The following is a 15,555-nucleotide window of genomic DNA, read 5'->3' on the forward strand; positions in this document are numbered from 1 at the left end:
ATTTATTTAATGGTTTAGTGCTGATTTATATGAAAATAGTAAAAAAGCTTGCTTTTAAGTATACGCAGCTTCAGACCTAACAGCGAAAATCTTTCACGGGGAATATAGGTCCTTTGTAATAGATAAGGATTAGTGCTAAAAGTATTTAATCCGGGATCGCCGGTAACAGCAGCCAGATAATTGTTTTGCTGCAGTGCCTGTATCGCAGTGTTGTTATACATGCCATTAGGATAAGAAAAGAAAAAGATGGTTTTTAACCCGTTCCATTCCATTAAAAGTTTCGATAATTTTACTTCATTTTGAATCTGTGCCGCCGATAAAGTCGTTAATGGCAGATGATTGGCGGTATGACAGCCAATTTCAATATTATCGTTTTGCAGTTGTTTTAGTTGTGCCCAGTTTATATAGTCCTTTTTATTTATGTAGTTACCGATAATAAAAAAAGTAGCTTTCATATTATGTTTATTAACGATCGGAGCAACGTTGGTAAAGTTATCTTCATAGCCATCGTCAAATGTAAGTATAATCGGTTTTGCGGGCAGCTTTTCACCATATTTTTTGGCGTGGATAAAGTCCATTAATGAGATTGTAGTATAACCTTCAGCTGATAAATAATCCAACTGGGCAGTAAAATCTTTTACAGGAATGGTATATTCATCATTATCAATGTCATTAACCTTGTGATATTCAAGGATTAAAAGGCCATTAGAAGGCTTTTGGTAGATATAAAAACAAAAACCAGCGATTATTAATATTAATATACTAATAATCGCAGTAATTTTATAGTATTTCATTATTATTCACTTTCCTTTAGCGCAAGGGCCATGGTTTCTAATTTGCGCAGACGGTGATTGACACCTGATTTGCCGATATGCAGTATTTCAGCCAATTCAGTTAAGGAGGCATCAGGATTATTGATGCGGGCTGTGGCCGTTTCCTGCAGCGGTAGCGGCAGTTGTTTAATATCAACAGCCTTTAGTAATTTTGATATATTTTGTACCTGGCGCAGGGCAGCATTTACTGTTTTTTGTAAATTGGCAGTTTCACAATTGACCAGGCGGTTTACCTGATTGCGAACCTCTTTGAGATTGCGGGTGCTTTCAAAATCTTCAAGAACCTCTTCAGCGCCAATCATACGCAAAAAACTAATAATAGCTTCACTTTCCTTAAGATATAATACATATTTATCCTTGCGGGAGGTGTGTCCGACAGGAAACCCAAATTGCTTGAATAATGATAATAATTGTTGAGAAAATTCATAATTGCTGGTTGATAACTCTAAATGATAACCGCCGTCAGGTCGGTTAACAGAGCCGCCACCTAAAAAAGCGCCGCGCAGATAGGCTTCTTTACAGCAATATTTACTTAAAAGAGCATTGTCTTTGCCCATATTAAAGCTGTCATTGCTTATAAATCCTAATGTTTCTAGTAAATTGGTTACAGCGTTAGAAGGTATAACACGAATAGTATATTGATTGTTTTTATGGAGACGTCGGGAGCGTTTAACAACCAGTTCAGTTTGAATGTCATCAATGCACAGTCCCTTTACGAAGGCAAGTACTCTTCGACCAACAGCGGCATTTTCTGTTATGAAATTTATGCCAAGACGATGACGTGTACTGAGGGAAAAAGATGCGTTCATACGCAATAAGGCTGACAATTCAGCATTAATGCAGCAAAGATTTGTTTCATTGAAATGGGCAAGTTCATTTTTTACTTCTGTAGAAAACGAGGGCATGAGATAACACCTCTATTAATCAAATTTACGTTTTTTCCGTTTGCTGTCAGTTTTAAGACCGTAGGCCATTTGCATGATATTATGGGCTAATTTTTCCGAATCATGATGAATTACATTTGTTTCATTGATTAAATCAGCCTTGACAAAGCCAACACCCAAATCATGAATGGCATCTTCATCAATAATAACAGGATATTGTCCTTTTTTGGCATAAAAATCTTGCAATGGCTTGGAAATCGGCTTATCGTTTACCAATACATAATCAACACTGCCCACACCAGCATGCTCTAAAATTGCTTTAACATGCATGGAAACGGTATATTTATCAGTTTCACCAGGCTGGGTCATTACATTGCAGATATAAATTTTTATAGCTTTGCTCTTTTTCACAGTATCGGCAACCTTGTCGACAAGAAAATTTGGCATTATACTGGTATATAAGCTGCCCGGACCAAGGATTATGACATTGGCATCTTTTATGGCATTTATAGAAGAAGCGACAGGCTCAACTTTATTTGGAGAAATATGTACGCGCTTAATTTGTTTGTGTGCTAATGGTATTTGGGATTCGCCTTCGACAATAGTTCCGTCAGTCATAGTGGCATTTAGTTTTATTTTTGCAGTGCTGGCAGGAAAAACCCGACCGCGTACGGCTAAAACTTTACTTGATTCCATAAGTGCCTTTTCCACGTCCCCGGTTACCTGAGTCATAGCAGCAATAAATAGATTGCCAAAACTGTGTCCAGCTAGTTCACTATCACCCTCAAAACGATATTGGAACAATTTTTCCATTAATGGTTCAGTATCAGCTAAGGCGACAAGGCAGTTACGTAAGTCTCCTGGTGGGATGATATTAAATTCATGACGCAAACGACCAGAAGAACCACCATCATCAGCAACGGTGACAACAGCAGTGACATTGTTAGTAGCTTCTTTTAAGCCACGCAGCAGTACGGAAAGGCCAGTGCCTCCACCGATTACTGTAATGGCAGGGCCTTTATCTAATTTGCGTTTTTCATAGATCAGGTCAACCAGTTTATCGGAATTATCAGGTAATAGTACCGTAATAATTGAACGTATTGTCATGCGCATAGCAACAAGCATTATTAAAATGCCAATGGCAGATATGAAAAATCCCACAATATTTATAACTGTATAATTATAACTGCCAATAATACTATAGGCAATCTTAAAAATAAAATCTTCAAAACCATCAATGTATTTATAGTTAAAAACAATGGTCAGACCAATGCTCGTTAAAAGAACACCAGCAGCAAACAACGACAGCCAGCGTTTAAATTTCATACCCGGATATAGCCATTTAAAAAAATGCATCAATCTTATCTCCTTCATGAACAGATGTTATTGAATATGTTCAGCAACATCGTTTTTCATCAAATCGCGATGCTCAAGATTAGCCAGATAGCCACGATTTTTCAATAAATTGAATAAATGGCTGGCAATAAATACTGAACGGTGCATGCCGCCAGTACAGCCAATGGCAATTACAAGCTGACTTTTACCTTCTTTTATATATTGCGGAATTAAAAAATTCACTAAATCATCGAGTTTTTCCATAAATTGCTGGGTAACGGGCCATTTGGCAATATATTCAGCAACAGCTGGGACAGCACCACTTTTATGACGGAGCTTTTCAATATAAAAGGGATTAGGCAGGAAACGTACATCTAAAACGATATCAGCATCAAGCGGCATGCCGAATTTAAAGCCAAATGAAAGTACATTTATATTCATTTGCTCGTTGTAGTCATCACCAAACAGACGAATTATTTTTTGCTTCAATTCGCTTTTTAATAAAGCTGAAGTATCTATAATATATGTGGCTTTATTGCGTACGCCCGCTAAACGTTCACGTTCCATATTTATTCCTTCGGTAATGCGTGAGTTAGGTGCCATGGGATGACGACGGCGGGTTTCTTTATAACGTCTGATGATAACTTCATCGGACGCTTCCATAAATAATAGTTCAAAAGGCTTATTTTCTTCATTCATTTGTCGTATTACATGAACAAATGTATCAAAAAATTCGCGGCTTCTGGTATCTACTACTAAAACGACCTTATTTACACGGCCGGCGGAATGCTGACAAAGCTCGGCAAATTTAGGAATAAATACTGGAGGAAGATTATCAACACAAAAATAGCCAAGATCTTCCAGATTGCGGCAAGCCTGTGTTTTGCCGCTGCCGGACATGCCAGTTACAATTACCAGACGGAAATCATCGTTGTCAGTCATTTTTATCACATCCAATCATTATATTATATAGTAATAAATTTAGTTCAGAATATAGGTGTATATTGCCTCAGCTACACCATCGTCTTCGTTACTGCTTACAGTATAATCGCAAACGGCTTTAATGTCATCAGCAGCATTGCCCATGGCTACACTTTTGCCAGCAGCATGAAGCATTGGCAAGTCATTATTGGCGTCGCCAATAGCCATGACCTCAGCTATTGGAATGTTAAAATGCTTGGCAAGAATTTGTAAGGCGTTGGCTTTGCTGACAGTAGGCTTTATGACTTCAATAAGGCCTTGTTTAGATTTTACGAAGTTCAATTTATCAGCAAATTTATGGGAAATTTCCTCTATTATACTATCTTCAAGGGAGGGAAGAATAAGCTTGTTTTGACAAAAATTTTCCGTCACAAACAGCATTTTACCGACATTTTCAGTTTTTTGGCTTAAATTATCCCAGCCAACAGGAAATCCTTTTAAACCAGCAGTTTTTTCATAATTAACAGCACGCTCAGTATAATCAGGGAAATATACTTCATCATTGCTGGCTACTAATAAATACCAGCCCTTGGGTGCACAATAGTTTACCAGCTCAGTTACAACATCTGGCTCGATAAAATCCTCATGGTAAATTTTGCTTGAGGTTGATTTTATTAAAGCACCATTATAAGTGATAATAGGAACATCTATATTAATTTGCTGGGCATATTTTAAAGCTGAACTGTACATTCTGCCAGTAGCAAATGTGACAATAACACCAGCCGCAATAGCTTCTTTTATGGCAGAAATATTTTTATCAGAAACTACATTATTATTATTTAATAATGTACCATCCAAATCTGTAACAAATAATTTAATTCCCATAGGTATACCTCAATTCATATATTGTTATTTTAAAATAAAAAGATAGGGCGTGTCACAAACACACCCTTTGCTTACAATAATACGGTCAAGTACTGTAAAAATTATAACAAAGTGGTTTTTAAAAAGCAATCTATATCATAAAGCGATTTATAGATAACAAAGCATTTTTATAAAATAAAATTTTCGAAAAAAATTGCAAAAATACTTGATTTTTTGCAGAAAGTTATTTATTATAAGAAATGTAGTTAGCACTCAACTTAAACGAGTGCTAACAAAATAAAAAAATAATTTAATTTTTATAAGGAGGAACGTACAATGATTAAGCCATTAGGCGACAGAGTTGTAATCAAAGTTTCTGAAGGCGATGTAAAAACCGCTAGCGGTATCGTATTACCGGACACAGCTAAAGAAAAACCACAAGAAGGTGAAGTTGTAGCTGTAGGTACAGGCAAAGTTTTCGACAATGGACAAAAAGTTGCTCCAGAAGTAAAAGTAGGAGATAAAATAATTTTCTCTAAATATGCTGGAACTGAAGTAAAAGTTAATGGAGCAGATTATCTTATCGTTCGCGAAAGCGACATTTTAGCAGTAGCTGAATAATAGCGACTATTTAAATATAAATTCAGGAGGTTTTTAATAATGGCTAAACAGATTTTATTTGGTGAAGAAGCTCGCCGTGCTCTTGGAAAAGGCGTTGATTCATTAGCTAATGCTGTAAAAGTAACACTTGGACCTAAAGGTAAAAACGTTGTTCTTGATAAAAAATTCGGTGCACCTACCATCACTAACGATGGTGTTTCCATTGCCCGTGAAATAGAATTGGAAGATCCATTTGAAAATATGGGCGCACAGCTTGTAAAAGAAGTTGCTACCAAAACAAATGATGTAGCTGGTGATGGTACAACAACCGCTACTTTATTAGCTCAGGCTATGATTCGTGAAGGCATGCGCAATGTAGCTGCTGGTGCTAATCCAATGATCATTAAAAAAGGTATCGAATCAGCTGTAAAAACTTTAGTTGAAGAAGTAAAAGCTAAAGCTCATAAAGTTGAAGGCAGAGATGCTATCGCTCAGGTTGCTACAATTTCCTCCGGTGACAGTGAAATGGGTAACCTTATTGCTGATGCTATGGAAAAAGTTGGCAAAGACGGTGTTATCACTGTTGAAGAATCCAAAGGGATGGCAACCAACCTTTCCGTTGTTGAAGGTATGCAATTTGACCGCGGTTACATATCTCCATACATGGTAACTGATACTGATAAAATGGAAGCTGTTATGGATGATCCTTATATCCTTATCACTGATCGTAAAATTTCCGCTATCAGCGATGTTCTTCCTATCTTGGAAAAAGTTGTAAAACAGGGTAAAGAAATAGTTATTATTGGAGAAGATCTTGATGGTGAAGCATTAGCAACCATCGTTGTAAATAAATTACGTGGTACCTTCAAAGCTTTAGCTGTAAAAGCTCCTGGCTTTGGTGATCGTCGTAAAGCAATGCTTGAAGATATTGCTATCTTAACTGGTGGTCAGGTTATCACTGAAGAACTCGGCAGAAAACTTGATACTGTAGAAATCGAAGATCTTGGTCGTGCTCGTCAGGTTCGTTCTTCCAAAGAAGAAACCACAATCGTTGATGGCGCTGGCGATAAAGCTGCTATTACTGCACGCTGCGAACAAATCAAAAAACAAATCGCTGAAACAACCTCTGATTTTGATAAAGAAAAATTACAGGAACGTCTTGCTAAATTATCCGGCGGCGTAGCTGTTATCGAAATCGGTGCTGCAACTGAAGTTGAATTAAAAGATAAAAAACTTCGTATCGAAGATGCTTTAAATGCAACTCGTGCGGCTGTTGAAGAAGGTATTGTTGCTGGTGGTGGTACAACCTTCATCGATATCTTACCAGCTCTTGATAAAATCGAAGTTACTGGCGATGAAAAAACTGGTGTTGATATCGTAAAACGCGCTATCGAAGAACCTGTACGTCAGATTGCTGACAATGCTGGTCTTGAAGGCTCTGTAGTAGTAGAAAATGTTAAAAAAGCAGGCACAGGTAAAGGCTTCAACGCTCTTACTGGTGAATACCTTGATATGGTAGAAGCTGGTATCGTTGATCCAGCTAAAGTTACCCGTTCTGCATTACAGAATGCTGCAAGTATTTCTGCTATGGTTCTTACTACAGAAACCTTAGTAGCAGATAAACCAGAAGAACATCCTGCAGCTCCAGCTATGCCAGGCGGCATGGGCGGCGGAATGCCAGGAATGATGTAATACGTTAGATCTTTTATAATAAAAGGTTTAGCAATTACAATTATATATATGAATAAGCAAAAGCACTTTGTGCAGGGCTATGAGCCTTGTACAAAGTGTTTTTTTAGTCTTTATTTAGTAAAAAATAATTAAATAATATTATAGTAAAGTTATGTAAAAATTTATCAATATAATAGAAATACTAATATAAATAATATTAATAAATTTTGTATAATAATATCTATGATTTTGAATGAATTATACTAAAAATTTAAAAGAATACAAAAAACAGAAAACTATATACAAATGAGAAAACATATAATAAAATATTAAAGGAACTATTTAAAAAAATAGTTAATAACAATGAAGTTATTATAATAAAAAGTTTTACAGATCATTTTTATATATGAAAGGTAGCTTTATAATCTGAAAATATATAAAAATTAAAATGATAAAAATAGTTATTTATACAGCAGGCAAGGATAGTTTGTTATATAGATAAGTATATAGAGTACTTAGATATTACATAATTTAGTATGACATATAGATCCAGTACATATACGAAGGAGCGTATTACACATGAAATGTATCCAAAAAGAAGGAATCTTTTTTAAGGCAGTTGCAACAGTTCTTGCCTATATTCAATTTACTACCTGCGCGTATGCTGCAGATATTACACCGGATAAGACAAATGGTAAAAATCCCGGGGTGACGCAGGCGGCTAATGGTCTGACTGTTGTAAATATTCGTACTCCCGATGGACATGGTTTATCACATAACCAGTATAAAAATTTGCAGGTGGGAGCAAAAGGCGTAATTTTTAATAACAGCGGCCAGATGTCTACAACAAAATTGGCAGGGATTATAATGGGAAACTATAATCTGGCTGGCAATTCGCATGCAAGAGTAATCTTGAACGAAGTAACAGGTACAAATCCGACAACGTTAAATGGATATATGGAAGTTGCCGGAAATCGGGCAGAGCTTATTATTGCCAATACTAATGGCATAAGTGGAAATAATTTTGGTTATATAAATACAAGCCGTGCAGTTCTTACGACTGGTGTGCCGCAAATCACACCGGATGGAAGACTGGACGGCTTTCGTGTGTCCCAAGGGGAAGTTAGCATCAATGGACAAGGCCTTGATGCCAGCACAGTAGATAAGACAGATATTCTGGCACAGGCGGTACAAGTAAATGCCGGGATATGGGTCAAAGATTTAAATGTCGTAACAGGCAACAACAAAATAGACTATGCCAGCGGAAAAGTGACAGGATTATCCTCTGAAAATAAAGGCGTAAGTCTTGATGTCGCTGCATTAGGCGGTATGTATGCCAATAGTATTAAGCTTATTGGTACAGCGCAGGGAGTCGGCGTGAATAATGCCGGGCAGCTTTCAGCAACGGCTGGAACAATAACTATTAATCAAAATGGTGATGTAATTAATAGCGGCAAGCTGTATTCAACCGGCGATATGGCTGTACAGTCTAACAGTGTAGATCAAGCAGGGACAGGCATTACCTATACACAATCAAATCTTTCTCTTAATAGTGGTAACATAACAACTAATGGAGTAATAAAAGCAGATAAAAAAATAAATATAAATGCTGCGGATATTAAACAAGCAGGTGCTGGCGATATTGAAGCTGGAACACTAAATATAGCTTCATCATCGCTAAATAATAAAGGCGCCATTAAAAATTTCAATCAAAGCGATATGGTAATAAATACCGGGGTATTAAATACAGATAATGGCAGTATTGAAAGTAATGGCAGCGTGCTTATTAATGCTGGCAGCTATAGTGGTCAGAAGGCTGACTTAAAAGCAGTACAAGGCGCATTAAGTATAACAAGCAGCAAAGATATAACACTGGAAAGCTGACATATTCCGGCAGCAACATTGATCTTGAATCAGGTGGCAATATAAAAACAACCAACACTTTAAACAGTGTTGGCAATACCAAAATGTATGCTGCAAATAACATTTATCAAAGTGGGACAGCTGTTGCAGGCGATAATATAACAGTCAAAACCGAACATGGTGATATAGTCCAGCAGGGAGGAACATTGTATGCCAAACAGGAAATAAGTTTGACAGCTGCTGGGATGTTAAACAACAAAAATGGCATAATACAGGGTGGAAAATCCTCCGTTAAAGCAGGCAGTACTATAGATAATACCAATGGACAGATTGTTGCCGATACATTAGATATGTCAGCCGATAATATAAATAATACCAAAGGCAGTATCAAAATTATTGGTAAAAATAGTAATGCCACTATAGCAGCAGATGCGGATATACTAAATACTACCGGAGCTATCAAGACTAATCACGAGCTGAAATTAACAGCCGGGCATAATATTGCTAACGGTAATGGTACTATCAGCAGTGCTGATTCATTAACAGCCAAGGCGGATAAGCTCAGCGGAACAGCAGGTCAAATATTGTCTGGCGGAGACTTAGACCTGTCATTACAAAAAGATGTAATTAACACAGGCAGTATTGAAGCACAAAATAATCTTACGCTTACAACAAATGGTACAATTACTAACCAAAAGAATATTTTATCCAATACTTCCCTAACACTTACTGCAGCAAATATAACTAATACTTCTTCTGCCCAGATACAATCCGGTAAAGTAAATTTGACGAGCAGGGGCACATTAACAAATTCTGGCTTAATAAACGGCGGCAGTCAAACCTATATAACGGGAAATACTGTCAATAATAATGACACCGGCCGGATATACGGCGACCATCTGGCAGTGCAGGCAAATAACCTTAATAACATTGCAGTTTATGGCGGGGCCTCACCGGTAATTGCCGCAAGAAACAAAATGGACTTAGGTATTGCCGGAACAATTACCAACAAAGAACATGCCTCACTTATTTCTGGTGGAAACTTATACATAGGCGGCAGTTTGGATGCATCACATAACGCTGTAAATAAAGCCGGGGCTATTGAAAATAGCAGCGCCTATATTAAAGCTTCTGGTGACAGCAGTATTGCAGCAGGTACTATCCACAATAGCAACAACCATTTTAGCACAGCCAACACACTTATCAGCACTACCCATTATGACAAAGCCTCAGGCTCAGGAAACTTTTTATATCCTTTTTCCGGTTATGGTGAGCCAGCTGACCACTCACAAGCATATATAATCTTTGGCGGCAAGATTCAGCATCTGCATACGCCGGATAATGGCGATTACACTAGCTTTAACACATACTCATATAACGAATACATCTACCAGGATGTTATTACCCAAAGTGACCCCGCACAAATAATCAGTGGCGGCAGCATGAACATAACAGCTGATACATTAATTAATGACAAAAGCAGTATTACCGCAGGCAAAACATTAAACGCTGCGGTAAGCAATTTGCAAAACATTGATGGTAAAGGTAAACAGACCGTAAAAGATATAGGTAACGTAACATCATACTGGATACATCACCCTAGATTTAAAGCCGATGACACACATACCAGTACCACCGATTACAATCCGGCAGATATAATTACAGATATTACTGTACCAGCAGTTATTTATACTGGTGGTACAATACCATACAATATAGCAAAACCTGCCAATAACTATAGCAATATACAAATGCAAAACACAGCAACAGCAGCTGTTAACTCTATAGCAATACCCACAGTAGATTTGCGTATACCAGGCAGCAGCTTATACAGTATTAGTAAAAACGTGGCTGCCAATTACATTATGGAAACAGATCCGGCCTATACCAATCAACAAAAATTCCTCTCATCAGATTATTTTTTCCAGCAGATGAAGCAGGATCCAAACTATATTCAAAAACGTCTTGGCGATGGTTACTACGGAGAACAGCTTATAAATGACCAGGTTTTAGAATTGACCGGGCGTCGTTTTTTAGCTGACTATGCCTCAGATAATGAGCAATATAAAGCCCTGATGGATGCGGCCGTTAAATATGCAGCGGCTGACAATACCCTAAAAGTAGGCGTAGCCTTATCTAAATAGCAGCAAGCCAATTTGAAAACAGACATAGTATGGATGGTAGAAACATCAGTAATACTGCCAGATGGCAGTGTGGTAAAAGCATTAGTGCCACAAGTATATTTGGCAGCTGATGCCGATAATACCGCTAATGGAGCAGCTGTAATCAGTGGGGAAAATGTAAACTTTAAAGTAACTAATGATATACTAAATACAGGAACCATAATTGCTGGTGATACCGCAAAACTATCCGCAACCGATATAAATAACTTTGGTGGAACAATCAAAGGCTCCAATGTGGCCCTGGCAGCAGAAAAAGATCTTAATAATACGGGTACACTGACGGCTGGTACCAGCATGGATCTTACAGCAGGACGGGACTTAAATGTAAATTCAGTTATAACAACCCAGACCAATAAGCATGGATATACCACCAACATAAAACAAGCCGGCAGTGTAAACGTAACAGGTGATGACGGCAAAATATCACTGGCAGCCAAGCGTGATATAAACCTAACTGCCGCTATAGTAACCAGTACCGGGAAAAATGGCAGCATAACAGTCACAGCGGGACAAAATGCCAATATTAACACCGTAAAAACAGGTTCAGATAACACAACTACCTGGGATAGCGAAAATAAGCGCCATGATAACAGCAGTACAGACGTAGGCAGCTCACTGACAGCTAAAGGTAATATTGCAATTACAGCTGGGCAGGATATCACAGCTAAAGCTGCTGCAATACAAACAGATAAAGACATCAGCATAGCCGCAGGGAAAAACATAAACATTACTGCCGGGCAGCAAAATAATGACATAATAGAAAACCATAAAAGAACTGACAGCGATATACTAGGAAGCAGAACCGAAACCACCATCGACGGGCTCCATATGGTGCAGGCTAAAAGTACCAGCATTGAAGGAAATACCGTCAGCCTATCAAGTGGTAAAGATACAAATATTACTGGCTCTAATATAGCAGGGACAGGTGATGTTAATATTACTGCCCAGGGTAGTATCAGCATCCAATCGACAAAAGAAACAAACAACGAACTACACTATGATAAAGTCCAAAAATCCGGATTCCTGTCAGGTGGCGGCATAGGCTTTACCATCGGCAAAGAAAGCAGTAAAGAACTGCTGCAGACAGCAAACAATGAGCAGCTGGGATCCACTGTAGGCAGTATAGATAGCAGCGTGAACCTAAAAGCAGGTGACAAAGCCGCCATAAAAGGCAGTGACATAATAACCGACAAAGACATAAACATACAAGCTGGACAAGTAGATATAAAAAATGCAGAAAACATCTATAACACCAAAGAAGACTACGAATACAAAAAAAGTGGTCTTAGTGTATCACTAGGAGGCATGGCGGCACAAAATATCGCCAACATTACAGCACCGATAAAACGGGCCGGGCAAGTAAAAGACAACCGCTTAAAAGCCCTTTATGCCAAAAAAGCCATTGACGAAGCAAACAGCATAAAAAGTACCGCAAACAAAATAAAAAAAGATGGCATAAAATCAGCAGTAAGCATAGAGGTCAGCATTGGCAGCAGCAAAACAGAAAGCCATACTAACAGCACTACCACCCAAGCTGTAGGCTCCAGCCTGACAACCAATGGCAATGTCAACATAAAAGCCGATAAAACAGACATCAACATCGTTGGCAGCAGCGTAAACGCAGACAACATTACCCTCAAAGCCAAAAAAGATATTAACTTAGTAGCAGCTGACAACAGCAATAAAACAGACAGCAGCAGTAAATCCAGCTCCAGCAGCATCGGGGCATCCTTTGGACTGGCAGGTGGTATCACCTATACAGCAAGTGCCAGTAAAAACAGTGAAAAAATAAAAGAAAATGGAACAACCCATACCCAAACAACCATCACAGCCAAAGACACCCTGAAAACACAATCTGGTGAAGACACCAACATCATAGGTGCCAAAGCCAGCGGTAACAAAGTAGACATGAACGTCGGCCGCAATCTAAACATAAAAACCCTGCAGGATACAGATAACTATGACGAACAGAGTCATTCTGCCGGTATAGACCTTAGTATAGAAACAAAAAAAATAGCCCCCGACGATAAAAGCAGTAAAACTATTACCGAAAAAGATTCCGGGCAACATGGCTCCATCAGCAAAGGCAGCATAGATTCCAACTACCAAAGCAGTACAGAACAAGCCGGAATATATGCCGGAAAAGACGGCTTTAACATCAACGTCGGCAAAAATACCGATTTAAAAGGTGCCGTAATAGCAAGTAATGCAACACCGGAAAAAAATAAACTATCTACAGATACACTTACCTACTCCGATGTAGAAAATACAGCTGACTATAGCGCAAGTAGTATAGGTGCAAATTATAACAATAAGCCTACTATAGGCATGAAATTAGGTGATCTGGGTATTACACCAGATATTGGAACTGTTATAAGTGGAGAGGCTAATACTGCAAATAGATCAGCTATTTCAAATGGTAAAATTGAAGTTCGTAGTAATCCTACTACTGATTTAACTAAACTCAATCGTGATACTACTAATTCGTTAAACACATTAGGAAAAATTTTTAATAAAAAAACAGTTAAGGAAAAACAAGAACTGGTAGGTCTGTTTGGTGAAGTAGCCGCTGAGGAAATTCATAAACTAAGTGATAGCAAAGGCTGGAAAGAGGGAGATCCTAATAAAGTTGCTCTTCATACAGTCCTTGGCGCACTTATGGCTAAAATGAGTGGAGAAAATCCTCTTTCAGGAGGATTTGGTGAGGGATTAAATGAAGTCCTTCAAAAAGAATTAAAAAATCTTCCGTCGGATGTTCGTCAATGGGCAAGTTATGTTATTGGTTCAGCAACGGCAAAATTGACTAATGGAAGTCCTCAGACTGGTGGTTCAATCGCGGCTAATGGGACAAAGAATAATAGCCTTTTTGAAGGAATTGCTGGGACATATGATATTCCTGGATTAGGGGCAGTTGAAGTATTAGTTAATGGAACTGTTGTAGTTTGGGGTGTTATATACACTGCTGAGTCTGCGTTTGGAGAATGGATATATAATAAAGCATATGATTGGTTGATTTTGAATACCTCAATGGGGGACTCCATTGCACAAGATGTTATTGCAAAAGAAAAAAAGGAAGTATTAACCGTGAATTTCCAGCAGAGTGGTTAGATAAATCTTTAAAAGATATTGAGAACGCTGCTAGGAAAGGCGATGCATCCGCACGGACAGCAAAAAAATTACTTAAAGATAAACGTTTTGATAAAGGTGATAACCGAAAATGAAGATAAGGAGAAAATGATGATAATACTTGACAAAATTTTAGAAACGATATATTTTTATTATCCCCAAAATATATCGTACAGTGACCGGAAATATCATTTATCAACTCAGATTAAAAGGTTAGTAAGAAAGAGAAGGGAGCATTCGGAAAATGGTTCATATAGTTATCAAATAAATGAAATTTTAGCTCAGATTTTTGAGGACTATGAAGTAATTGACTGGACAGATCTTGAATCTGCTAATGATTATGAATATAGAATTCTTTTACATCAAAATCAACTAATCTTAGATGATGACATTTTATTGATTAATTCTTTAGGGGGGAAACGATTAGATTTGTTTTTATTTATAAGTATTTTAGATAATTATTATTATTTTTTTATAAATGAAACTATATTAGATAATCATACAAATAAATGGGTTTTTAAATATATTTCTACTTATTCAACAGAGATAAAAAATGTGATTGACAAAATGCAAGCTGTTTTATTTCAAAATGGATATATAGAAATAACAAGTGAATTAGCTAACACAATAATCGAAGATGTAGAGACTGAATTAAAGGGGAAAGGAAAAGCACGGATATTTGATTGTTTGTTTACTGACTTAATTTCTATTTCCGACTAATGGTGTACCCTTCTCGAATTAAAATACACAAAATAAGTTAAAAAAACGAATTTCAATTAGTTCCAAAAAATAACTCTACTATTTGGTGGAGATATAAGCGTAAAGTGAAATATTAAGATAAACAAGGATGTTAATAGTGATAAAAAAGGAAATAATAATTGCGGTAATACTGTTTTTTAGTACTTTTAGTAATACAGTATGGGCTGTTGCCTAAGCCGGGCAGGAAGTAAATCAGTATCAAAATACAAAGCGGCAGGCCCAACAGCAGCAAGAACAAATAAATGCACCAGCAGTACAATTGCAAAAAACGAGCAAGGCAAATGGCGTATTGGTATTGCCAAAGGAACAGCGCAGTTTCTTAATTCGTGATTTCGTTATAGAGCATAATGGTACAAGGCGTTTTAACTGGATGAATGGTGAGTTAAAACAGTATAAGGGACAGTATATAGGGGCAAAGGGTATCAGTATGTTATCTAAAATGCTGTCAGATAAAATGATTGCGCGAGGCTTTGTTACCAGTCAGATAATTGTGCCTAAACAAAATTTAAAAGATGG

The 15,555-nt window shown here is 37.5% G+C and carries 13 protein-coding genes; 8 read left to right on the forward strand and 5 right to left on the reverse strand.

Annotated elements, in window-relative coordinates; translation table 11 throughout:
- Positions 1-14: 14 nt before the first annotated feature.
- From HNR32_RS08960 to HNR32_RS08980, 5 genes are read right to left on the reverse strand one after another with little or no spacing between them, the layout of a single operon-like run.
- Complete coding sequence (locus HNR32_RS08960) at positions 15-794, reverse strand: polysaccharide deacetylase family protein (RefSeq protein WP_183861816.1); 780 nt, start codon at positions 792-794, stop codon at positions 15-17.
- 2 nt (positions 795-796) lie between these two features.
- Positions 797-1,738, reverse strand: a complete 942-nt coding sequence (whiA, locus tag HNR32_RS08965) for a DNA-binding protein WhiA (protein WP_183861818.1) — start codon at positions 1,736-1,738, stop codon at positions 797-799.
- A gap of 15 nt (positions 1,739-1,753) precedes the next feature.
- Positions 1,754-3,073 (reverse strand): gluconeogenesis morphogenetic factor MgfK, encoded by a 1,320-nt coding sequence (gene mgfK / locus HNR32_RS08970; protein ID WP_183861820.1) that lies wholly within the window; start codon positions 3,071-3,073, stop codon positions 1,754-1,756.
- Positions 3,074-3,100: 27 nt separating this feature from the next.
- The gene (gene rapZ, locus HNR32_RS08975) at positions 3,101-3,994 is read right to left on the reverse strand and encodes an RNase adapter RapZ (protein WP_183861822.1); all 894 of its coding nucleotides are present in this window, start codon (positions 3,992-3,994) and stop codon (positions 3,101-3,103) included.
- 39 nt (positions 3,995-4,033) lie between these two features.
- Entirely contained in the window at positions 4,034-4,858 is an 825-nt protein-coding gene (locus HNR32_RS08980; RefSeq protein WP_183861824.1) for a Cof-type HAD-IIB family hydrolase, read from the reverse strand.
- A gap of 315 nt (positions 4,859-5,173) precedes the next feature.
- On the opposite strand from HNR32_RS08980, the gene groES reads away from it, so the two are divergent.
- From groES to HNR32_RS09020, 8 genes are all read left to right on the forward strand, one after another.
- A complete protein-coding gene (groES, locus tag HNR32_RS08985) occupies positions 5,174-5,458 on the forward strand; it encodes a co-chaperone GroES (RefSeq protein ID WP_183861826.1) in 285 nt (94 codons plus the stop codon).
- Positions 5,459-5,497: 39 nt separating this feature from the next.
- Entirely contained in the window at positions 5,498-7,129 is a 1,632-nt protein-coding gene (gene groL / locus HNR32_RS08990) for a chaperonin GroEL (protein ID WP_183861828.1), read from the forward strand.
- Between the two features lie 558 nt (positions 7,130-7,687).
- Positions 7,688-8,992, forward strand: a complete 1,305-nt coding sequence (locus HNR32_RS08995) for a filamentous hemagglutinin N-terminal domain-containing protein (protein WP_183861830.1) — start codon at positions 7,688-7,690, stop codon at positions 8,990-8,992.
- 83 nt (positions 8,993-9,075) lie between these two features.
- Entirely contained in the window at positions 9,076-11,115 is a 2,040-nt protein-coding gene (locus HNR32_RS09000) for a beta strand repeat-containing protein (RefSeq protein WP_183861832.1), read from the forward strand.
- A gap of 12 nt (positions 11,116-11,127) precedes the next feature.
- The gene (locus HNR32_RS09005; protein WP_183861834.1) at positions 11,128-14,262 is read left to right on the forward strand and encodes a hemagglutinin repeat-containing protein; all 3,135 of its coding nucleotides are present in this window, start codon (positions 11,128-11,130) and stop codon (positions 14,260-14,262) included.
- Positions 14,263-14,349: 87 nt separating this feature from the next.
- Complete coding sequence (locus tag HNR32_RS09010) at positions 14,350-15,000, forward strand: hypothetical protein (protein ID WP_183861836.1); 651 nt, start codon at positions 14,350-14,352, stop codon at positions 14,998-15,000.
- 198 nt (positions 15,001-15,198) lie between these two features.
- Entirely contained in the window at positions 15,199-15,369 is a 171-nt protein-coding gene (locus HNR32_RS09015; RefSeq protein ID WP_183861838.1) for a hypothetical protein, read from the forward strand.
- Positions 15,335-15,555: POTRA domain-containing protein (locus HNR32_RS09020; protein ID WP_311636692.1), on the forward strand; the 221-nt coding region annotated here is incomplete at its 3' end. The genes HNR32_RS09015 and HNR32_RS09020, both read left to right, overlap by 35 nt.

This window comes from Pectinatus brassicae (assembly GCF_014201835.1).
GTDB lineage: Bacteria > Bacillota > Negativicutes > Selenomonadales > Selenomonadaceae > Pectinatus > Pectinatus brassicae.